General features: G+C 34.5%; 18 protein-coding genes and 2 pseudogenes. 6 read left to right on the forward strand and 14 right to left on the reverse strand.

Annotated elements, in window-relative coordinates; genetic code table 11:
- Position 1: 1 nt before the first annotated feature.
- The 4 genes from JFT89_RS05250 to JFT89_RS05265 all read right to left on the reverse strand — a co-directional run bounded on the left by JFT89_RS05250 (position 2) and on the right by JFT89_RS05265 (position 5,887).
- Positions 2–1,300, reverse strand: a complete 1,299-nt coding sequence (locus JFT89_RS05250) for a sensor histidine kinase (RefSeq protein WP_087946990.1) — start codon at positions 1,298–1,300, stop codon at positions 2–4.
- Positions 1,301–1,364: 64 nt separating this feature from the next.
- A complete protein-coding gene (gene malS / locus JFT89_RS05255) occupies positions 1,365–3,077 on the reverse strand; it encodes an oxaloacetate-decarboxylating malate dehydrogenase (protein WP_201039584.1) in 1,713 nt (570 codons plus the stop codon).
- 74 nt (positions 3,078–3,151) lie between these two features.
- Complete coding sequence (aspA, locus tag JFT89_RS05260) at positions 3,152–4,591, reverse strand: aspartate ammonia-lyase (RefSeq protein WP_002012229.1); 1,440 nt, start codon at positions 4,589–4,591, stop codon at positions 3,152–3,154.
- 24 nt (positions 4,592–4,615) lie between these two features.
- Entirely contained in the window at positions 4,616–5,887 is a 1,272-nt protein-coding gene (locus JFT89_RS05265) for a cation:dicarboxylate symporter family transporter (RefSeq protein ID WP_002165995.1), read from the reverse strand.
- Positions 5,888–6,267: 380 nt separating this feature from the next.
- On the opposite strand from JFT89_RS05265, the gene pyrH reads away from it, so the two are divergent.
- Positions 6,268–7,011 (forward strand): UMP kinase, encoded by a 744-nt coding sequence (gene pyrH, locus JFT89_RS05270; protein ID WP_002064732.1) that lies wholly within the window; start codon positions 6,268–6,270, stop codon positions 7,009–7,011.
- A gap of 227 nt (positions 7,012–7,238) precedes the next feature.
- On the opposite strand, the gene JFT89_RS05275 is transcribed toward pyrH, so the two are convergent.
- The 3 genes and pseudogenes from JFT89_RS05275 to cls form a co-directional block, all read right to left on the reverse strand.
- A complete protein-coding gene (locus JFT89_RS05275) occupies positions 7,239–7,808 on the reverse strand; it encodes an imm11 family protein (protein ID WP_201039585.1) in 570 nt (189 codons plus the stop codon).
- A 37-nt stretch (positions 7,809–7,845) separates the two neighbouring features.
- Positions 7,846–9,032, reverse strand: a pseudogene (locus tag JFT89_RS05280) (AHH domain-containing protein); the annotation flags it as partial.
- Between the two features lie 318 nt (positions 9,033–9,350).
- Complete coding sequence (gene cls / locus JFT89_RS05285; protein WP_201039592.1) at positions 9,351–10,562, reverse strand: cardiolipin synthase; 1,212 nt, start codon at positions 10,560–10,562, stop codon at positions 9,351–9,353.
- A gap of 116 nt (positions 10,563–10,678) precedes the next feature.
- Between cls and JFT89_RS05290 the strand changes: the two genes are divergently transcribed.
- Positions 10,679–11,617 carry an esterase/lipase family protein gene (locus JFT89_RS05290; RefSeq protein WP_201039594.1) on the forward strand — a complete coding sequence of 313 codons (939 nt, stop codon included), beginning with the start codon at positions 10,679–10,681 and terminating at the stop codon, positions 11,615–11,617.
- Between the two features lie 44 nt (positions 11,618–11,661).
- Here JFT89_RS05290 and JFT89_RS05295 read toward each other — a convergent pair whose 3' ends face one another.
- The 5 genes and pseudogenes from JFT89_RS05295 to JFT89_RS05315 form a co-directional block, all read right to left on the reverse strand.
- On the reverse strand, positions 11,662–12,807 hold the full coding sequence (locus JFT89_RS05295) for an ABC transporter permease (protein ID WP_201039596.1): 1,146 nt from the start codon (positions 12,805–12,807) through the stop codon (positions 11,662–11,664).
- 1 nt (position 12,808) lies between these two features.
- Positions 12,809–13,918 (reverse strand): ABC transporter permease, encoded by a 1,110-nt coding sequence (locus tag JFT89_RS05300; protein WP_016094343.1) that lies wholly within the window; start codon positions 13,916–13,918, stop codon positions 12,809–12,811.
- Between the two features lie 66 nt (positions 13,919–13,984).
- Positions 13,985–14,923: an ABC transporter ATP-binding protein gene (locus JFT89_RS05305; RefSeq protein WP_002086377.1), complete on the reverse strand. Its 939-nt coding sequence runs from the start codon at positions 14,921–14,923 to the stop codon at positions 13,985–13,987.
- A 136-nt stretch (positions 14,924–15,059) separates the two neighbouring features.
- Positions 15,060–16,159: pseudogene (locus JFT89_RS05310) on the reverse strand (sensor histidine kinase).
- A gap of 4 nt (positions 16,160–16,163) precedes the next feature.
- Positions 16,164–16,802, reverse strand: coding sequence for a response regulator transcription factor (locus JFT89_RS05315; protein WP_002012250.1), 639 nt, complete (start codon positions 16,800–16,802; stop codon positions 16,164–16,166).
- A 324-nt stretch (positions 16,803–17,126) separates the two neighbouring features.
- Here JFT89_RS05315 and JFT89_RS05320 point away from each other — a divergent pair, with 324 nt between their 5' ends.
- Genes JFT89_RS05320 through exsE form a run of 4 tightly spaced genes read left to right on the forward strand, consistent with a single transcriptional unit; the run spans position 17,127 to position 20,023 of the window.
- The gene (locus JFT89_RS05320; RefSeq protein WP_229178794.1) at positions 17,127–17,567 is read left to right on the forward strand and encodes an RNA polymerase sigma factor; all 441 of its coding nucleotides are present in this window, start codon (positions 17,127–17,129) and stop codon (positions 17,565–17,567) included.
- Entirely contained in the window at positions 17,564–18,007 is a 444-nt protein-coding gene (locus tag JFT89_RS05325; protein ID WP_002126705.1) for a hypothetical protein, read from the forward strand. The genes JFT89_RS05320 and JFT89_RS05325 overlap by 4 nt, the downstream gene beginning before the upstream one ends.
- Positions 18,000–19,070: a hypothetical protein gene (locus JFT89_RS05330; protein WP_201039598.1), complete on the forward strand. Its 1,071-nt coding sequence runs from the start codon at positions 18,000–18,002 to the stop codon at positions 19,068–19,070. The genes JFT89_RS05325 and JFT89_RS05330 overlap by 8 nt, the downstream gene beginning before the upstream one ends.
- Entirely contained in the window at positions 19,067–20,023 is a 957-nt protein-coding gene (gene exsE / locus JFT89_RS05335; RefSeq protein WP_002166003.1) for an exosporium protein ExsE, read from the forward strand. The genes JFT89_RS05330 and exsE overlap by 4 nt, the downstream gene beginning before the upstream one ends.
- 30 nt (positions 20,024–20,053) lie before the next feature.
- On the opposite strand, the gene JFT89_RS05340 is transcribed toward exsE, so the two are convergent.
- Both JFT89_RS05340 and JFT89_RS05345 read right to left on the reverse strand, forming a co-directional pair.
- Positions 20,054–21,301 carry a DUF445 domain-containing protein gene (locus tag JFT89_RS05340; protein ID WP_002064720.1) on the reverse strand — a complete coding sequence of 416 codons (1,248 nt, stop codon included), beginning with the start codon at positions 21,299–21,301 and terminating at the stop codon, positions 20,054–20,056.
- A gap of 159 nt (positions 21,302–21,460) precedes the next feature.
- On the reverse strand, positions 21,461–22,801 hold the full coding sequence (locus tag JFT89_RS05345; protein ID WP_002064719.1) for a D-serine ammonia-lyase: 1,341 nt from the start codon (positions 22,799–22,801) through the stop codon (positions 21,461–21,463).
- Positions 22,802–22,850: the final 49 nt, after the last annotated feature.

The raw sequence follows: 22,850 nt of genomic DNA on the forward strand, positions 1-22,850 counted from the left end.
TTTATTCTCCTTCCCGCTTTAAACTGCACTCTGGTAAACAAACGATAAACTTACACCCTCCGCCAGTTTCTCGGTCTTCTAATCTCACTTCTCCACCTAGCTCTGTTACCATTTCGTTTATGTAAGAAAGTCCAATACCTGTTGAAGGTGTTCCCGTTTGATCATACTTTGAAGTAAATCCTGGCTTAAATACTAATTTCTTATACTTCTGTGCAATACCAGGACCATCGTCAATTACTTCAAAGAATATATGTTTATCTCGTTTATATAGCTTAATAATAATGAGACCTCTACCCTCAATTGCTTCAACTGCATTTGCAACTAAGTTATTAAAAATGGATAAGACCGTATACACATGATATTCTGCATGCTCACCTTCTATATGTTCCGAAAAACGTATATCTTTTTCTAACATTTCAGCATACTTCTCATTAATTCTTACAATCATTTCCGCTAATTCATGTCCTTCTACATACTCAGCCACATTTTTATCTAATAACAGTTTAGATAGTCCTGCAAAAATTCTTTGATTATCCTTTTTGATTTCGTGCACTTCTCCTGCTATTTTTAATGCTGTTTTGCTATTTAAATCATCGTTCGCTTGTAAGTTTCGATATAGTTGATATGCTTCTTGTGTAATTAACTCAGCATTTTGTAACGTTTTTTTCAAATGGACAGATTCCACATATAAATTAGAGAGGTACATTAACATATTTTCATTTTCTTTTCGAACTTGTGATTCTTTTAACTTCGTTTCATATAAGTTCATCATATTTAAAAAACCAAGTGCAAAGAAACTACGGAAAATAGCAATAATAATTAGTTTATTCACTTCAGAAACTGTTATCGTTGTCCCCAGCACTAACATATGATAAAACGCAAGTTCAGACATACTTGCGATAATTTCAATTGTAATTCCAAGACATCCTATCACAATTGGCTTCTGATGAAACTTATTCACCCTACAAAGCGAAAAAAGACTTCCATATATAAAATAATAAAAGAAAACGGGATAGCGCAAATAAAATGATTCTGTCATATGAAATGACCCTTGCAATACCCAGTCAAGACATACACGAAATAAGACTACAGATATACCTACAAGAATACCTGCAGCTGCTGCTGGCACTCTTCTTAAAAATAGTAATAAAAAGAAGAAAAGCGGTGTCCCGAAACTAACACGAAACATATCATTAAAAGGATGAAAATTCAGCTCTCCAGCAATCGGAACAACAACCATTAATATAATTAAAAGATACATATCTTTCTTCCATAATTGATTCCAATTCAAAGGTGCCACTTCCTATGCTTTTTTTCAATTGTAAAAGTGAAAGCCCGCTTATAATTATAAACGGGCTTTATTTCTATATTCTAACCTTTTCTACCGCTTTTATTTGGCGATACTCCGGTTCCCATATTGCTTCTTTTACTGCAATCTTAATATCGTCATCACTTAAGTTCTCTCTAGCAACACCTTCTGCAACTGCAACTTTCGCTACTTCAATCGCAACCAGTTCAGAGATATTACGTAACTCTTCAACTTCTGGCAAAATAGGCGCTCCTGGCTGACTTGTATCTACCATACTTGCAACTGCTTCTGCTGCTGCTGCGAACATTCCATCCGTCATGACGCTTGCACGAACAACAATTGTACCAAGACCTAGTCCTGGGAAAATAAGTGCGTTATTTGACTGTCCAATCACATACGTTACACCGTTATATGTAACCGGTTCAAACGGACTTCCTGTTGCAACTAATGCTTTTCCTTCTGTCCACTCGATTAAATCTGCTGGTTTCGCTTCAGCAAGTGGCGTTGGATTCGACATTGGTAAAATGATTGGTCTTTCTACGTGAGAAGCCATTTCTTTAATAATTTCCTCTTTAAATGCGCCTGCAACAGTAGATGTACCAATTAAAATTGTCGGTTTTACATGTTTCACAACTTCAGCAAGTCCGATAGCATCATTTTGTTTCCAATCACTTACTTCAGCTTCTTTTCTTGCATATGGAATTTGGAAATCAAGAAGATCTTCCATATTATCTGTAACCAACCCATTACGGTCAATACACCAGAAACGATTATGTGATTCTTCGTCTGATAAGCCGACACGAACCATTGCATCTCTTACTTGATCTGCGATACCGATTCCAGCCGTACCAGCACCAAACACAACAACGCGGTGTTCACTTAACGGTACACCAGAAGCTTTTACTGCCGATAATACAGCAGCAAGTGAAACTGCCCCTGTACCTTGAATATCATCATTAAATGTACAAACGTCATGACGATATTTATCTAAAATTTTTCGTGCATTTCGAGAACTGAAGTCTTCCCAATGTAGAAGCGCTTTCGGGAATTGTTTATTTACCGCTTGAACAAACGTATCAATAAATTCATCGTAAGCTTCACCTGTTATACGAGGGTGACGATTTCCAATATAAAATGGATTGTTTAATAATTCCTCACGATTTGTACCTACATCTAAAATTACCGGTAATACACGGCTAGGATCGATTCCAACTGCGGCCGTATATACAGCTAATTTCCCGATTGCGATGTTAATTCCACCAACACCCCAATCACCAATTCCTAATATACCTTCTCCATCCGTTACAACGACTAAATCAATGTTTTCAGCTGTTGCACCGATATTTTCAAATGCATCTTCAATACCTGATGGATCGTTAATTGATAAATAAATGCCACGTGGTTTACGGTATTCATGACTATATCTTTGAATTGCTACACCAACAGTAGGTGTATATACGATTGGTAACATTTCACGTAAATGCTCTGTTAAAATACGATAAAATAACACTTCATTTCGATCATGTAACGCTGTTAAGTATACATTCTTTAATAAATCATCCGGCTGAGAACTAAATTGTTCATACGCTCGGCGTGCTTGTTCTTCTAACGTTAAAACCGCTGGCGGTAATAACCCTTTTAAACCTAACTCTTCTCTTTCCTCTTGTGTGAAAGCTACCCCTTTATTTAAAAGTGGTGTTGATAATACTTCTGCTCCTCTTAATGTTGTTTCTAATGCACCATTAGAAGCCACTGTAAACTTACTCATAACATCCCTACCTCTATTCATATATAGCATTTCTATATTGTAAACAAAAAAGAGGGGATTGTCCCCCTCTTCTTTTAATTTTTCTTTAAAAGAGTTGCTCCTGCAATCCCTGGGTGTGTCATTTCGAATGGATCTAGAATTAACTCTAATTCTTCTTGTGACAATACACCATTTTTCACACATAGTTCTCGAACGGATTGCCCTGTCGCAATTGCTTCTTTCGCAACGCGAGCTGCTGCTTCATAGCCGATATGAGGATTCACGGCTGTAATAATTCCTACACTCTTCTCAACGTACTCTTTTAAGCGATCTTCATTCGCTTCAATTCCTTTTAAGCAATTATCTGTAAAGGCACGGAAACCGTTATTCATAATGCTAATAGATTGAAGTAAGTTGAAAACAAGTACTGGTTCCATAACATTTAATTCTAATTGTCCTGCTTCTGAAGCAAGGCAAATTGTATGGTCGTTACCAATTACTTGGAACGCAATTTGATTAATTACTTCTGGCATAACAGGGTTTACTTTCCCTGGCATAATAGATGAACCTGGTTGACGAGCTGGTAGCATAATTTCCGCTAATCCAACGCGTGGACCTGATGCCATTAGACGAAGGTCGTTCGCAATTTTAGACATGTTCATCATACATACTTTAAGTGCTGCAGATACTTCAGTGTACGCATCCGTATTTTGAGTTGCATCTACTAAATCTTCTGCACCAACAAGTGGTAGTTCACTAATTGTAGCTAAATGTTTTACAACTGCTTCAATATATTCTGGATCCGCATTTAAGCCTGTACCAACTGCAGTTGCTCCCATATTTACTTCATATAAATGTTGACGTGATTGCTTGATACGTTTCATGTCACGTTCAAGTACGCGGGAGTATGCTTTAAATTCTTGTCCAAGACGAATTGGCACAGCATCTTGTAAATGTGTACGACCCATTTTAATAACATGATCGAACTGTTCTGCTTTTAATTCAAATACATCATGCATATAACCCATTGTTTGTAATAAGCCTTCTAATGCATTTAATGTTGCAATATGAATCGCTGTTGGGAATGCATCGTTTGTTGATTGTGCCATATTTACATGACTGTTTGGACTAATATAATCATAGTCTCCCTTTTCCATTCCTAATAATTCAAGGGCACGATTGGCAATGACTTCATTTGCGTTCATATTCATTGAAGTTCCTGCACCACCTTGAATTGGATCAACGATGAAATGATCATGCCATTTCCCCTCAAGGATTTCTTGTGATGCTTCTGCGATAGCACCACCCTTTTTCAATTCCAATCTTCCTACATCTGCATTAGCAAGTGCTGCCGCTTTTTTTACAATTGCTAACGCTTTAATTAAACCTTCATGGACTTTGTATCCTGTAATCGGGAAATTCTCTACTGCACGCATTGTTTGTACACCGTAGTACGCATAATTTGGTACTTCTTTTTCACCTAAAAAATCTTTTTCAATTCGCACTCCATTTTTAACTTCAGTTAATGTTGCCATGATTACTCACTCCTTAACAATCTCTTACGCTGCTTTTGTTTGTTTGACCGTTTCTACATATTGTTTTGCTTTCTCATCATCGAATTCGCCTTCCCACTTCGACATAACAATGGCAGCTAATGCATTTCCTAATACATTGACAGCTGAGCGAATCATATCTAAAATGCGGTCAATTCCCGCAATTAATGCGATGCCTTCTAGCGGTAATCCCATTGATCCTAACGTCGCTAATACAACAACGAATGATGCACCCGGAACTCCCGCCATACCTTTGGATGTTAACATGAGAACGAATAATAACGTTATTTGCTCTGTCAGTGACATGTGTATACCGTACATTTGTGCAACAAACAATGCCGCTAACGCTTGATAAATAGCTGACCCAGTCAAGTTAAATGTATAACCTGTCGGAATTACGAAAGAGGCAACTGCCTTTGGACAACCGAACTCTTCCATTTTTCTCATTATATTAGGTAAAACAGCTTCTGAACTTGCTGTCGTAAATGAAAGAATAAGTTCTTCTTTTAAAATTTTCATTAATGTAAAAATGTTTACTCCAACCATTCGTGCATTAATACCTAATACAATCACAACGAATAGTATAACAGTTACGTATACAGCTAGCACTAGTTTTCCTAAAGGAAGTAGTGTTGCTACACCAAATTTTGCAACCGTAACAGCAATTAATGCGAATACACCAAATGGTGCGAATTTCATCACTTGATTTGTAACCCAGAACATCGCTTCGAGCACACCTTCAAAAAAGTTAAAAACAGGCTTTCCTTTTTCTCCGATTGCTGCAACTCCTAAACCGAATAGTACTGAGAAGAATATAATCGGTAATAAGTCACCTTGTGTAATAGACTCAAATATATTTTTCGGTACAATATGAACAATCGTTTCTGCAAAGCCTTTCTTCTCTGTTGCATCTGCTGTTTGTTTATAAGAAGAAATATCACTTTGCTGTAAATTACTCATATCAACGCCAGTACCTGGTTGGAATATATTCGCTGCAAGTAATCCCATTAAAATAGCAATCGTCGTAATAATTTCGAAATAAAGAATTGTCTTACCGCCCAGTTTCCCAAGCTTTTTCATATCACCTACACCAGCTACCGCAACAATTAATGCTGAAATAACAATCGGTACTACAATCATCTTAATTAAATGAATAAATATATCCCCAACTGGTGTGATATAAGAAATCGCCGTTTTATTGCCATAAAAGATTGCCCCTACTACAATCCCTAAAACAAGTGCGACAAAAATTTGTGTTGCCAATCCGAATTTTTTCATTTATGTTCATCCCCTTTTATGCGAACGCTTTCATTTAGTATTTATAAAAGCTTACTCACACATCATATAGGCGAACCTACAAAATCATACAAAAACCTACAAGTTCGTCACAAAAAATTCAAATTTATTTCTTATAATATTCATTGACACTTTTTTATAAAAAAGAAATAAAATAACCTTGATAAAACATCAGATTATTTCGTATAATCTAAAAGATATACGTATTCTAAATAAATGGGGATGAAAAGGAGTGGATGTTATGAAAAATCACGCGAAGAAGTTCATCATATCTATTTCTTTTCTATTTCATTTTCTTACGAAGGAACAAAGGCATTCGCCTTTGTTCCTTTTTTATTGCAATCTATATAGGGGGAATTGTTATGAAACCATATAAACGCGTCTTAATTAAACTAAGTGGCGGCGCACTTGCTGATCAATCTGGAAATAGCTTTAACTCCAAACGATTAGAACATATCGCAAACGAAATAATATCCATTATTGACCTAGATATCGAAGTATCCATTGTCATCGGCGGCGGTAACATTTTCAGAGGTCATCTAGCTGAAGAATGGGGAATTGATCGTGTAGAAGCTGATAATATCGGTACGCTAGGTACGATTATTAACAGCTTAATGCTTCGCGGCGTTTTAACAAGTAAAACAGATAGAGAAGTACGCGTTATGACTTCCATCCCTTTTAATGCAGTAGCTGAACCATATATTCGCCTACGTGCAGTACATCATTTAGATAACGGTTATGTTGTCATATTCGGTGGTGGTAACGGGCAACCATTCGTTACAACAGATTACCCAAGTGTACAAAGAGCCATTGAAATGAATAGCGACGCCATTTTGGTCGCAAAGCAAGGTGTAGACGGTGTCTTTACAAGTGATCCAAAATATAATAAATCAGCGAAAATGTATCGAAAACTGAACTATAACGATGTTGTTAGGCAAAACATACAAGTAATGGATCAAGCAGCTTTATTGCTTGCTCGAGATTATAATTTACCGGCACACGTCTTTAACTTTGATGAGCCTGGCGTTATGAAAAGAATTTGTTTAGGTGAACATGTTGGGACGTTGATTAATGATGATGTTTCGATGCTTGTGCATGAAAAATAGTATTTTTCATCGGAAGTTTTGTCCACCCCCCACTAATTATTAGCCTTCTCCAATCGGGCTTTTACGAGCAGTTGATCTCCCACCTAACGTCTTTGCTTTAGCCGAATTTTGAGGTGGGAATCTTACCGCTCGTTAATGTAGGATAAATAGTCCCCTACTTTGTATAACAAGGGGACTTAAGTTTTTATCGTAAACTTATCAAGGCCCTTTATAAGTTTAGAATTTCTTTATGAGAGCTCTTCTGAATCCCACACTTCAATAAACTCAAAACCTTTTAAATCACTTTGTTCAATTAAAACCTTCAATTCATCCGAAATAAAAACAGCCGTAGGATGAATTTTTCCATTTATGTAAACCTTAAAAATCATTTCACTTTGAACAGTATTACTATCAAATGCGAATTTTTCGCATCCTATTATTAAACCTGTAATCAGTTTTTTAAAAATTGCTTTATCACTATCAATTGCATCTAGTACATTCAACACATGGACCAAGTAATATACCTCACTAGTTGAATCGCGTAAAAGTGGTAAGAATTCAACATTATCGCCTATTGAAGGTTCTAATAATGCTTTTGCTTTTTCACTAACCATTAGGGCACCAATTTCTCCCCAGAAGTGTGGAAAATCACTGGCCTTTCCTCCTTCTAAACATTCAATAGGTAACTTTCTCCATGAATCTATTAGTTTTATTGTAGAGTTAAACTTCCCTTCAAAAAACTTTTTATCTTCTTTATACTTTAATAATTGAAAAGACTCATAGTTATCAGAAGAACTTCTTAATTCCCATATCTTCATAGTTTTTCTCCTTTAATATTAGAAATATGCGTGTAAATCATTTTGGATTATTTAATTTTAAACTACCTTCTAATAGACGTATTCTAATATCATGTAACGCTGCGGCAACATCTTCCTGAGTACCACCATATTCTTTGATTTCCTTTAATATCTTGGTTACTTCTTTCATATATTCGGTACTATGATTTCCTACGTGTAACACTTCCGTAGTCACATAGTCATTTACTTTATAAGGTAAAAACACACCATTAGCAGCTGAATTATGATGTATCCCAAACTCTTCAAGTAATTCCTGTGCTTCAATTGCCCTTTTGTCATTCCAAGCAGTAATATGATGTGCTGCATTTGGATATGGATATGGTGGTGGCTCAATACCTGCAGCTTTAAGTTCTTCACGCAGTACCTTAGATGCGTTATAAGAATCAGGATATTCGTTTTTTATTTCAACTTTATCCAGAACCTTATCTGCATAATCTTGTATTACTTCTTGTACATCTTTAACTTTACTTCTTCCACCAGTTTTTGAAAACATAAATGTTTCACGAGCTTTGCGTAAAACTTCAAATATTTTTATTTGATTGCTTCCAAATCCACTTGCACCTGCAAATGTCAACCGATCCGTCAGTGGCAATTTATTTGCGAAAGAAGACATTCCTGTAGAGAATTTTGCACCTTTTGCTAATGTAGTGACTTTACTTATCCCCTTATCACCAATAAGTCCAATTTGTGTAAAAGCATAACTTCCCCACTTAGCACGACTTTCAGCGTCTCCATTTATTACATCATTAATAAATGAATCTGATAATGTGTTCCACATAGCAGGTAAGGTTTCATTTAAATGAGTAAAAGCGTACCCCATGTTTCCCATTTACCAAGTGCCACAACACCATCTATTGTATCTTCAACTGCTTGACCCGTACCTTCTAAAATACCATCTATAATTTTTTCAGAAGTAGATTTTTCAGGAGGTTTCTTGCACACCGCTCCCTCTTCCATTGATCCTTTCTTTAAAAGATTATCAACTTGACGTTTTCTTTCATCAGCAATTTCTTGGATCGAAACGGTCCAATCCATATTTAATCCTTGTGTACTAAACGTACCACTTACAGGACTAAATCCTTTCCCGCCTTGGACTTCAGCAAGGCCGGCAGTAATACTAGCCACTAGTTGAAGAGCTGTGTTGTAGTTATTACTGGACGTATAGTTAAATTCATATAGATAATTATTTTTATTTATCAAAAATTTCAATTATGAAACTACAGTTTTTTAAGCATTCAACTAGAACTCACTTAGAACCCTTAATCAAAATAGAGACATTAGCTTAACTTTATTTTAATTACATATTGAATTTTTTACCGAAGCGCAAATGAAGACGGAGGGGCACCCGCCAGACCAGACTATTTTTTAACTACCAATAATAAATTATAAAATAAGAAAGAACCTTCTGTTTTTGAAGGTTCTTTCTTACTTCTCAACTTTTTGAATAAACAATACAGCTTTCTATTTACTATATTCTACATTTCCAGTATTCCAGTTAAATCATCACAAATAAAAATCAACCAATCCCGCAAATTTCTCCTTACAACGCTCCCAAAAAGATAACTTCTCAAAAAACTCTTTCGTCATTTCTTTCGAGTCATGAAAATCTTGTGTTAACGCCTCATTCACTTCTGATACGATAGATCCACCATGAATATACAAATTCATCTCATCATTTATATAGAAACTTCGTGCAGTTATGTTCGTTGTACCGATAACAGTTAGTTCATTGTCAATCAGCATTAACTTTCCATGAAACATACCTTTTTTATAACCATATACCGTAATCCCGTTATTAACAGCTTGACGAATATAAGGATACGCTGCCTCTTTAATAAGAGGAATATCTGGTTTATATGACCATAGTATTTTTACTGTAACACCACGTTTTTGCGCTCCAATTAAAGCATTCATTAATTCTTTATTTTTCGCTATAAAATAAGGTGTTGTAATTACAATTGAATGTTTCGCTTGTTTTATTAACTTTATATATTTTTCAACGACGTGATGTCCATTGTAGCTAACCATCGTATGTAATGTATTCCCTTTACTCGCTTTATTCGTACTTCTTTTTATATGTTCTTTCGTATCTCGTTTCCAATCTAAAGCGAATTGCTCTTCTAAATCTTTTGCTCCTTCTCCTCTAAGCCGCACATGATAGTCACGCCAATATCCAAATCGCTTATCTTTCCCTAAGTACTCATCCCCCATATTAAAGCCACCCGTATAGCCAATCTCCCCATCAATCGTCGTAATACGACGATGATTACGATGGTGAAGTGAATAAAATCCGAATGGCAATTCAGGTTTTCTACTATATGTAAAATGTACACCACTTTCCCGCAATTCATTTTTCATCTTTCTTTCAAATGATAAATCATTAATGCGATCAACTGATAAATAGACGTTTACTCCTTCTTTCGCCTTCTCCTTTAATAAGTTTAAAAAAGTATGGCTACTTTTATCATCCGATAAAATATAAAAATAAGTGTAAATAGATTGCTTCGCTTCACTTATATCAGTAAATAACTGTTTATAAAACGACTTCCCTTCTACATATAATTGAAAGTCACTATAATGAGGTGCATACTCTGTCGGCATATTTTTCCCGGCTTCCATTTTCCTTCCGAGCATAACGTCAATATGCATCCAAATTAAAATAACAACGAAAATAGCAATAATAATAGAAGTGACTCGCACTATTTTTTTAATCATTTTGATTTCCTTCCACTCATATTACTTACTATTTCGTAGTGTTTCATTAAAATAAATTTTCATTCAAAATGCATTTCCTACTTTTTGGATGTTACAAAGTTAAAGGAGAGCAGAATATGAAAATAAGAAAAACTCCTATTATTTTTATCCCAGGTCTTTTCGGTTCAATGAGTAATATTATTATTCCTGGTACCGGTAATTGGAACTTTGGCCTTTCTGCTTTTATTTATGAACCATTCATTATGATGTTAGAAAGTATAGGCTATGAACGAAATCAAAACTTGTTTATCTGTTTTTATGACTGGCGTCAGCGTATTGCTTTTTCTACTCAAAAATATTTATTAAAAACAATTACCTATGTTAAAAAATTTACAGGGTGCGACAAACTAAATTTAGTTTGTCATAGTATGGGCGGACTTCTTGCACGTTCTTACGTTCAAAGTGAAGAATATGAAAATGATGTGGAGCAACTTATTATACTCTGTACACCAAACGCTGGATCTCCCCCCAATTATAGTTATTGGACTGGAGGTACTCTCCCTGTTCATGCCTCTTCTAAAATAAATATTGTCCATTTTTATATGGAACAATATATTCATTACTTAAGCACCTTTTATAATATGGATAAAGTTGAAGCGATACACCGTTACTTTCCGGGATTACAAGATGTTATTCCTTGTAAAGATTACGGAAAGTATTTATTTATAAGATCCGGCTCTTCTATTACATTTCTTCCTTATAGTAATATGCAAGCGAAAAACCCTTTCCTCGATACATTAAATGAAAATAGATTCATTATACAGAAAAGAAACATCGAAACTACACTCATTGCAGGAGATGGAGTAGAAACGATTCAATATTTACAAGTCGTCCCTTCATATTCAAAACTGGAATGGACAGACGAAAAAGTCGTCGGTGATATACTTACAAAACATGGTGATGGTAACGCTGTTCTACATAGCGTTTTTCTTCTAGAGGGAAATAAATATGTTGTGCATGCTTCACATAACGAATTGCTCTACAAAAGCATTCCTATATTACAAAAGATACTTTAAATTACGAATACAAAAAAGGTGTGGCATTGCGCCACACCTTTTCATTAAATGAAGTTCCTTGCATCATTATTTCTTCCAAACTTATAAATCGCAATTAAGAAGAACGCTATCGCAAAGGCGAATAAAATTAAAATGTTTAAATACAACTCTGAAAACGGAATTCCTTGCTGTAATTTCGAAATCGTGTCCATTAGCCAGCGTTGCGGTAAAAAATCAGCTATTTTTTGTACTGTTTTCGGCATAATATCATATGGAAAATAACATCCCGCTAATAAACATGTCGGTACAATAACAACATTTTGCATCGCATTTGAAGCAGTTGAACTTTTTGAAAAAGACACAATGACTAATGATAAACCAATTGCTATTAAAGCAAATATCATGAGTACACCAATCATCACTGTGAAAGGCATATTTATATTTGTATGGAAAACATACTTCATAAATAATACGGCAATTACAACCTGCACTGTTAGTATAATCATATTCACCGCGACATTAGATAATATAAATTTCTTTCCATCTATCGGTGTCGATAATAATCTAAAATACGTTCTGTTCTCTTTTTCTTTTAAAATAATTCCAGATAAATTCGCTGCCGAAAATAGCATAAACATGATAAGATAACCAATCGTTTGATTTGTCATATCCTTATTTTTCGAAGTATCTTCAAGTGTCTCTGCTTTTACTTTAAATGAACTTTTTTGATAACCAGCGTACATACTATTAAACGTACTTTGATCCGCCCCTGCCACTTTACTAATCGCAGCTATATTATCAACATAGTTATATAAATATGATTTTATAAATACTGTTACTTGATCACCTTTAATCGATGAAACTTCAATTTGACTCGGTTTCCCTTCTCGAACACTTTCGGAAAAACCAGACTGTAATGTAATAACACCATCAAGTTTTTTTGAAATGAGTTTATCTTCCACTTCGGATTCCTTAATTTTACTAACATTTACATGATTGAGTCCTTCTAAAAATTTCACTGTATCATTTGCGATAGGCTGATTTTCTTTATTTATAACCCCAATATTTAACGTTCCTTGCCCTACATTACCATATATTGAAAAAGAAATGAGTGTTCCTATTATCGGCAAACTTACAATAAGTAATAATCCTTTTTTATTTTTAAAAAGCGCAGCTAATGTTTTTCGTATGAGCCATAAAATATCTTTCATATTACAGCCCCTCCCGTCTACGTAATGCGATAATCGCAATTAATAAAAAGATTGCTGAAATTCCAAGATTTAAAGAAATAACCGGCAGTGCTGCTCCTATGTCATTTGCATAAATAATTTTCATAATGGCTGTGTTGGCCCACGTTAATGGCGATAAATTCGTAACGACATTTTCTTCCACTACGAAATAAGCACCACCAAAAATAGAAGCTAATTGCACAACAACCATAATAATTGCTCTAGATGCCTCACCTGTTTTTGTAATAAATCCGATTCCTAAACCGAAGCTAATTGCTAGAAAGACTTCTGTTAGTAAAATAATAAATATGATTCCAAGATGGTCACCCCAATTCGCTTGAAAAACAAATTTACTAAATATAACGACGAGTAATAGACAAAGTGCATTTGCTACAAGACTACCGAGCACTTTCCCAATGAAAATTTCAGCCTTACTTATAGGTGCTGCAATTAAACGATCTCCTGTTTTACGTACTCGTTCTCCTCGAATTAAAAAACTCGCACCCATTGCAGCGTACAGTGCAATCATCGTCGTCATTACAACCGCATAGTAATCCATAGAACCTGGTTTTTTAGCAGCTTGTAAAGATGTTTCTTTAATATAATCATTATGATTTCCGTTTGAAATAACTGCGCTAACCTTACTCGGATCTACTTTTGCAACTTCGGCCGCTACGTTGTACTTATCAACAAATGTTGTAAGCATGCCTTCCACAATACTTCCCTCAATACTACTTTTGTCACTTCCGTAAAATTTTGCACCATCTTTATTTAACTCTACATAAGCAGCATATTTATTTTGCTTCACTTCTTCTTTCCCATCTATACCTTCGGAAACTTTTTTAAAATGAATACCTGATTTATCGACTTCTTTCGTAAACGCTTCAAACGATTGAGAAAACGTGCTACTCGCTTCATCTTTATATAGCACTTGTATATCCTTAATCGCTTGACTATCGCTATTAAATGCGTTACTTAACGCTGTTCCTAATACAAGCATAAGCACAATCGGAAATGCTAACATAAAAACTAAAGTTCTTACGTCCCTGAAATCTCTTTTAATGTGCATCACTGCAATGTTAAAGATGTTCAATTGATGAACCTCCCTTTACCTTTTCTTCATTTACCTTTTCTTCATTTACCTTTTCTTCATTTACCTTTATTTATCTCGTAAGTTTCTTCCAGTTAACGTAAGAAATACTGTTTCTAAGTTTGGAGCCTGCTCCTCTAACGAACGAATTTCAATGTCATGATTAATGAAATGCTGAATAATTTTATTTAAATTATTTAATCCTGCATCCGAGTTTACCTTGATTACGTTCTCTTCAATTTGAACAGCTTTCACACCATTTATCTCTTTTAAATTTTCTACATCTAAGTTTTCTACTGACTTTACTTCAATCCAAATATCTTTCGTATCTGTAATAATCGCTTTTAACTGTTCTTTCGTTCCTTCTGCAATTACTTTACCGTGATCGACAATTGCTATTTTCGTACAAATCTCTTCTACTTCTTCCATGTAGTGACTCGTATAAATAATCGTACTTCCCATTTCATTTAATTTTCGGACAGACTGAAGAATGTAGTTCCTTGACTGCGGATCAATTCCAACTGTCGGTTCATCCATAATAATTAACTTCGGTCTATGTGCGATTGCACAAGCGATATTCAGTCTTCGTTTCATCCCGCCAGAAAAGTTTTTTGGGTAACTTTTATGTTTATCACTAAGGCCTACAAATTGAAGTGCTTCCTCTACTCTCGCTTTTAGCTCGGCTCCTCGTAATCCATACAATCCAGCAAAGAATTTCACATTTTCATAGGCAGTTAACTCTTCATAAATCGCAATATCTTGCGGAACGATACCAATATTCATTTTCGCAAATCGATTATGTTTCTTTATATTTTTTCCTAATATGCTAATTTCACCTTCATTACTTCTTAACAAACCAGCAATCATATTAATCGTTGTACTCTTACCAGCACCATTCGAACCTAAAAAGCCAAATATTTCTCCTTCTTTAATAGATAAAGACATATTATCTACCGCGATGAAATCACCAAATTTTTTCGTTAAATTTTTAATTTCCAATGTGTTCATCATTTCACCCCTATTTCGGTTTCTCTGCTTTTATTATAAACAAAAAGAATGAACCTGCTCAGTGCAGAAGTTCACTCTTTTCACATGAGATTATTCACTTTTTTCATATGAGATGATTCATCCTCGTCTCATCCTCTTATATCGGCAATAACATTGTTACTGAAAAACCACTTGTTCCATCTACAATAATTTTTCCGTTTACTGATGCTGTTCGCTCCTCCATCCCCATAATACCGAGGCCTTTCTTAACAAGAGCTGCACCTTTTCCATTATCCTTTACTTGTACTTTGATCATCTTGTTCAGTACATGAATATCGATTGAAATGACTGTCGCATCAGCGTATTTCATCGCGTTTGTTAGTGCCTCCATAACATTTTCACCGATAATCTTCCACTGAATTGGTGAAATCATATCTAAGTTCCCTTTATATACGAATGGGATATTTATATCATGCTTACCAGCAAATTCCTCTATGAATAATTTCATACGATGAATACCAATTTGCTCAGTTGGTGGCTTCATATTTTTTAATGTAATCCGAATGCTTTCAATTCCATCTTTTGAAATATGAATGGCATTTTGTAATAATTCCGCAGATTTCACTTTATCTATTTCCATTAATCTCTTCGCTGCTTCCATTTGAATTAGTGCACCTGTCATTGAGTGACCGATTTTATCATGAATTTCTTGAGATAGTCGATTTCTTTCCTCTAATTTAAATGTGTATTCAGATTGCCTTATGTAATCTTTATTTTCATTTAAGCTTTTCGTAAGTCTTTGTATGTCTTTTCTCATTTTATCATTTTGTATTTCTAGTTTTAATAATCGTGCTATATAGCGGTGAGCTATCGTTAAGGAAAAAAACAAAATGCACTAATAAGTCCATACGTCATTTGAATACCTTCACCTATAAAAATAATAGGAAGAATCATAATGAAAAAGATTAACCATTTCTTTTTTATGTAATAATTTGCAATTTCATATAAGTTCAAAGGTAAAAACAAAATAAAAAACGGATGAACCTTCCATGTAAATAACATAACTACGCCAATTGACACACAAGTTAATATGTTTTTGTACGTATCTTTTTTAAATATAGAGATCAACACATTGACAGAAAGATATAAAAGCAAAGTAAGTATAATCCATGGTAAGTTCGTAACATTCAAATGAATGTAGCTAAACACTATATATAAAAAGACAATAAGTTTACTTACAGTTAACCAAAATTCCATAACATTAATCTACTTTCCCTGTTAAGTAATAAATCGCAATTTGCGTGCGATGTTCTAGTCCAGTTTTCCCCAAAACTGATGTAATATAATTTGCAATTGTTCCTTCAGATATGAAAAGTTGCTTTGAAATTTCTTTATTTGAGAAACCTTTCGCAATTAATGCGATAATACTAAGCTCTCTTTCTGTGAAAAGGCTCTTATCAATTTTAGATTCTTCCTCTTTACTTTCCATTAAATTAGACTTAATTTTATCAAGCACTACATCTTGCATAACAGTTTGACCGTTATAAACTCCTTTTATCGCATCACGAATACGCTCCGGATCATTATTTTTTAATAAATAACCTTTCGCTCCGTTTTTTACTGCGTCCAAAATATATTCATCATCATCAAATGTCGTTAAAATGAGAGGCTTCGTTTTTGTCTCTTCACAAATTAACTTCGTCGCCTCTACCCCGTTCATGTTTGGCATACGAACATCTAAAAGCGCGATATCAACTTCATACTTTTTACAATATGCTACAGCTTCTTTTCCATCATTTACAGTATCTAATACTTCAAACTCTTCATATGTATTTAAAATAATTTTCATACCTTCTCTAATAAAAGAATTATCGTCCGCTATTAATATTTTAATTTTCATGTTTGTTAGTATGGACCTTATCCTACTAACATTCACATCCTTTCTCCATGTAGCATTTCCTCTTTGCTCATTATATACTTCTCTTTACCATTTTTTCACACCTTTTTCATATAGCCCTCCTGCTAAAAATATATTATTCTTTTTTTATAACATGTGTAGGGTGACTTATCATTTCTTACGTCTATATAATAGAATGCGTCAAAAAGGAGGGAGAGACCGATTGAGGAAAAACAATTAGTTGCAAAAGCACAGCAAGGAAGCGAACATGCTTTTCGTATCCTTGTACAAACATATCGTCATTATATTTTTCAAGTTATCTTTTCCATTTTAAGACATGAAGAAGATGCTAAAGATGTTACACAAGAAGTATTCGTAAAAATTCACGCCTCTCTCCCAAATTATCAATTTCGCGGATTAAAAACGTGGATGGCACGTATTGCCACCAATCACGCTATTGATTATAAGAGAAAAAAAGCTAGAGAAAACGAAGAACTCTCCTTATGTAAAGAAACTGCGGAAAATATAAAATCCTCTCATAATATTGAGGCTTTATTATTGACGAAAGAGCAAAAATTGCTCATTGCTCAAAAACTGAGAGAACTTCCCGACAATTATCGTGACGTCGTTCTCGCACATTACTTAGAAGAAAAAAGTTATCAAGAAATTGCTTTTCAGGAAAACATCGAAGTGAAAACGGTCGAAATGAAACTGTATCGGGCAAGAAAATGGATTAAAAAACATTGGAAGGAGGAAGAGTTTCTATGATGCATTATTCAAAAGAAGATTGGCGCAATTATACATTAGATGTTATATCAAACAATGAACGTGAATCTATGGAAGAACATCTTTATGAATGTGATCATTGTTTAGCACTTTATATGGAAAGTATTGATGAACAACATGAAAACCTTCCAATGATAAATGATGATTCATTTACGAACGAAGTTATGACGCAAATTAATTTTGAAACGTTACAGCCTAATGAAAATATAAAAACAAACTCACTAAAGCGCACGATTATTCACTACATAATTGCGACTGCGGCTACAATTATTTTTATGGTAAGTGGTTTATTCCAGTATATTTTCACAGCGACATCAAATTTCGAGAAATCCTCAAAACATAACGAGTCTTCTATCTCACAACAAATTGTAAACAAATCGGTAGACACATCAAAAAAGGACGGAGGTTCAAAGCATGAATAAAAATCCCTTTTTAGCACTTGTATTAGGGCTAATTCCTGGGCTTGGACATTTATATTTAAAGAAATTTGGACGATTTATTTTATATAGCGGAGGGGCTTTATTTCTATTTATCTTTGCAGCATTTTGTACAATAGCATTAGGAGCGCGTGATATTACTTTTCTTTCTCTATTTTTACTAGTCGTGTTATGGGCAATCAATTTATTAGATTTAGTTATCACTATTATTAATCAATCGAAAAAACAAGCAGCCGGAGAATTTACAGAGTCCTCTAAAGAGAGCGAACGATTTTATATCATTCTCCTATCAATTATCCCTGGACTTGGCCATTTCCAATTAGGACTTATGCAGCGAGGACTTACATTTTTAGTAGCTTGTACAGGCATAGGAAGTATGATTATATTCGTTGCACTCTTAACATCTCAAGAAAGTTTCCTTATCTTCCTTATTACGCTACCTGTTTTATGGATTTATAACTTCTTTGATGTTGTTCAACAACTACAGAAAAAAGAACGCGGAGAGCAACTAGATGACCGTACTATTTTCGAAGAGTTTGAAGAGCACCGAGAACAAGGAAAGAAAAATAAAACATTCGCTTCCATTTTAGCAATGTTTCCTGGAGCAGGACATATGTATTTAGGCTTACAGCGCCGTGGTCTTCAGCTTATGGCAGCCTTTTTACTATCTATTTATTTGCTCGACTTATTAAGACTTTCTGCGTTTTTATTTTTAGTACCAATCATTTGGTTCTATAGCTTTTTTGATGCGTTACAGCAAACTGCAAAATACGGAAAAGAACGTGTAAATGACGAACCTATCATTGACTATTTTATCAATCATCAAAGATGGATCGGTATTGGTTTAATTACACTCGGTGGTTATTATTTATTAGATCAAACAGTCCTTCCTATTTTGAATGATTATTTTGTAACTATATTTAATATTCATCTTAGCGAACTATATTATAGCTATTTCCAAACATCTATCGTTGCTCTCCTTTTAATTGGTGGCGGCTTTAAATTGTTACTTGGAAATAAAGAAAACAAAGGTGGTACAAACGAATGAGAACATGGCGCGTTGGAACATTCTCAATGGGGCTTTCCATTATTACATTAGGTTGTTTCTTACTATTTTCAGTTATGAAAGGCACTCAAGTATTGGATACATTAACAGCATGGTGGCCTGTTTTACTTATCATACTTGGCGCTGAAATTTTACTATACCTTCTATTTTCTAAGAAGGAACAATCATTTATTAAATATGATATTTTTAGTATTTTCTTTATCGGAGTTTTAGGAAGTGTTGGAATTGCTTTTTACTGTTTATTATCAACTGGATTACTAGAAGAAGTTCGTCATTCTATTAACACAACTAGGCAAACGAGTAATATTCCAGACGGACAACTTGATATACCTGAATCTATCAAAAAAATCGTAGTGGATGCGGGGCATCACCCTCTAACAATAGAAGGAAACAACACAAATCAAGTTCATCTTCTTGGAACATATGAAATGACGACGAAAGCAAATGAAAAACTCAATTTAAAACAAGAGGATTTCCTTTCAGTTCAAACAGCTGGAGAAACGATGTATATAACTTTAAAATCATTACCGGTTCAGCATACGTTATTTAACTCAACACCACAGGTGAAACAAACACTCGTTCTTCCGCAAAATAAAAATGTAGAGATCCGCGCTTCAAATAACGAACTATCTCTTTATCCAGGTCAATTACAAAATAATTGGTTTGTACAAGAAAGTTCAAATGTATCTGTTCATTTAGTAAAAGAAAGTGATGTATCTTTAATCGCCATAACAAACAAAAAAGAAACTCACGGGAACACACCTTGGGAACAAGTAGAAGATTTAACGAAAAAAGAAAATAATTCTTCAGAAGAAAATCCAGAATTAAACGGGCAAGAACATTGGTATAAAAACTCGATAAAAACAGGAAATGGGACGTACAAATTAAATATCGAGAAAGCTTATAATATAAATATGAGTGTTATCGAAAAATAAGAAACCTTCCACAATTGTGGAAGGTTTTTCTCATATAATCGCTTTTATTCCTTCTAAAACTAATCCAATCATAAAACCACAAACAGCCCCGTTCACACGAATCCACTGCAAATCTTTACCGACATTATTTTCAATCATTTCGATTAATGTTTTATCATCTAATTTATCAAGGTTTTCTTGCACAAGCTTTCCAATTTTTGAATGATTCTTTTCAACAATAGTAACAACTTGTTTTTGTAACCAATCTTCTATTTTTTGAACAATCAGTTCGTCTGCTTTTATTTTATTCATTTGTGTTTGTAAGAATGGAACAACATATTTATCAACAAATTCTTCATTCTTCACAAAAGTAACTGCCCTACTCTGTACTTGCTCTAGCATCTCTTTTATTTTGTCAGTAGCATCCCAATTTGCAATCCATTTTTCTTTCCACTTCTCTAACTCCTGTAATAAAGATTCATTTTCTTTTACATTTATAATTTCTTGACGAATTTTCGCTAATATAAGTTGTCTTGTGCTATTATCTGCATCTTGTAAGCTGTTAATATTGCTAATGATAAACTTCTGCAAAATGCCGCCAATTTTATCTTCATCTACAATATTCATAAATGATTTCAAAGTAAACTGCAGGAATCCATCTACTTTTATGTTTTCCATCGCCTTCATACCTAAGCTTCCGAGCTGATAACGTGCTTCATCTTGAGCCGTCCAATCTTTCACTTTTACTAATATGTAATCAAGTGTTTTTTCATCATATTCTTGCACTACTAATTGATCCACGAGAACTTGTAATATGTTACTTGTGTTAATTGTATGCAAATACGTTTTTAATTCTTTTTCAATAATAACAGCTAATTTTTCTGTATCTATTTGAAGAATCGCTTTCTCAGCAATTGTTACAATTCCTTTTTTCACAGCGTCAGACTGTAACTCTTTCTCAGCAATTTGCAGTACCATTTGCGCTAGCTGCATTTCTTTTACTTTACTTGTAATACTTTCTTTCGTCAGCCATTCATTTTCTAACGTAGAAACGAGACCCTTTGTTACCCGTTTCCGATTTTTAGGTAATAATGCTGTATGTGGAATTGGAATTCCTAACGGATGACGGAATAAAGCTGTAACCGCAAACCAATCCGCAAGTCCACCAACTAACCCAGCTTCAAATCCACCTTGTATAATTTCTCCTGCTACCGTTCCTTGAAAAGGGATTGAAGCCGCAAAACCTACACCCATAACCCCAAGCGAAATACCCGCTATATATTTAGTCTGTAATGACATCTTATACACACATCCTCTTATTATGTAAAATAAAGCTGTTTTGTTATATTTAATCGATATGAATAATCCTTTATAACTATACTATAAAGAACTAATGTGAAAATAACAAAGATTTTTATGTACATGAAAAAATGAGGCTTTAAATCGCCTCATTCTTCCTTACTCTGCTTTCGTTAATTCCGAACCTTTTTTATAATAACCACTCATCACGTCTTCCGGAACCATACTACCGCCAGTTCCCCACACAATATGAGTACCTTTCTTCACCTTCTCTGTTAAATGTTGTTTTTGTAAATACTCATTTTCAGCTTTACATACATTCAACGGCCCTATCATACCCGCTAACGCAGAAGGCTCTAAATAAATATTTTCAGTATCAGCCAGTTCTTTTAATAATCTATACAACTCTTCATCACTTACTGTGTAATTTCCACTCAAAAATGGTTCCATCGTTTTACCGACAAATCCAGATGGTCTTCCTACTGCAAGCCCATCCGCATCAGTTACATTGTCAATCCCGATATCTTGAACGGCAATTTTATCGTGAAGCCCTGTCATTAAACCGAGTAACATACACGGAGAGTGCGTAGGTTCAGCAAAGAAACAATGCACATTGTCTTTGTACAATAACTTTAAGCCGAATGCTACTCCGCCAGGCCCACCACCTACCCCGCACGGAAGATAAACGAATAAAGGGTATTCTTCATCTACTACAATCTCTAACTCTTCTAATTGTTTTTGTAAACGTGACGCTGCTACTGCGTATCCTAAAAATAAATCATGTGAGTTTTCATCATCAACAAAATAACAGCTAGGATCTGCATCTGCTTGCAGTCTTCCTTCTTCTACTGCTTTACTATAATCAGCTTCATATTCAATAACGTTTACACCTTTACTTCTTAATAAATCTTTTTTCCATTCTTTTGCGTCTGCCGACATATGAACAGTCACATTAAAACCTAATTTCGCACTCATAATACCGATGCTAAGCCCTAAATTGCCAGTAGAACCTACTGCAATTGAATACTTCGCAAAAAAACCTCTAAATCTATCACTATCTAAAATTGAATAATCATCTTTCCCTGTTAACATTCCATGCTGAAGTGCCAGTTGCTCTGCATGTTTCAGCACTTCGTATATTCCGCCTCTAGCTTTTATTGATCCTGATATCGGAAGCCCGCTATCACATTTTAATAGTAATTCCCCTAAAATAGGTTGCCCATAACTTTTCTCTAAAGATTGTTTCATAGAAGAGATTTTCACTAAAGGTGATTCTATAATACCGCCTGTTTCTTTCGTTTCAGGAAATACTTTCGCAATATATGGTGCAAAACGCTTTAATCTCTCTTCCGCGTCTTTTACATGTTCTTCATTAAGTGGCGAATTTTTTATTGCTGTTTCATACTTTTCCATATTCGGGTTTATCCAAAATACTTCTTCTGTTGCGATTAAGTTATTTACTAGTGGATATTGCTCTTTTAATGCCTCTATCTCCTTCATTCCTCTTCCTCCTCATATCCTTGTAGCTAGCCATATAATAAATTATAAT

Source organism: Bacillus sp. TH25 (assembly GCF_016650935.1).
Lineage (GTDB): Bacteria > Bacillota > Bacilli > Bacillales > Bacillaceae_G > Bacillus_A > Bacillus_A mycoides.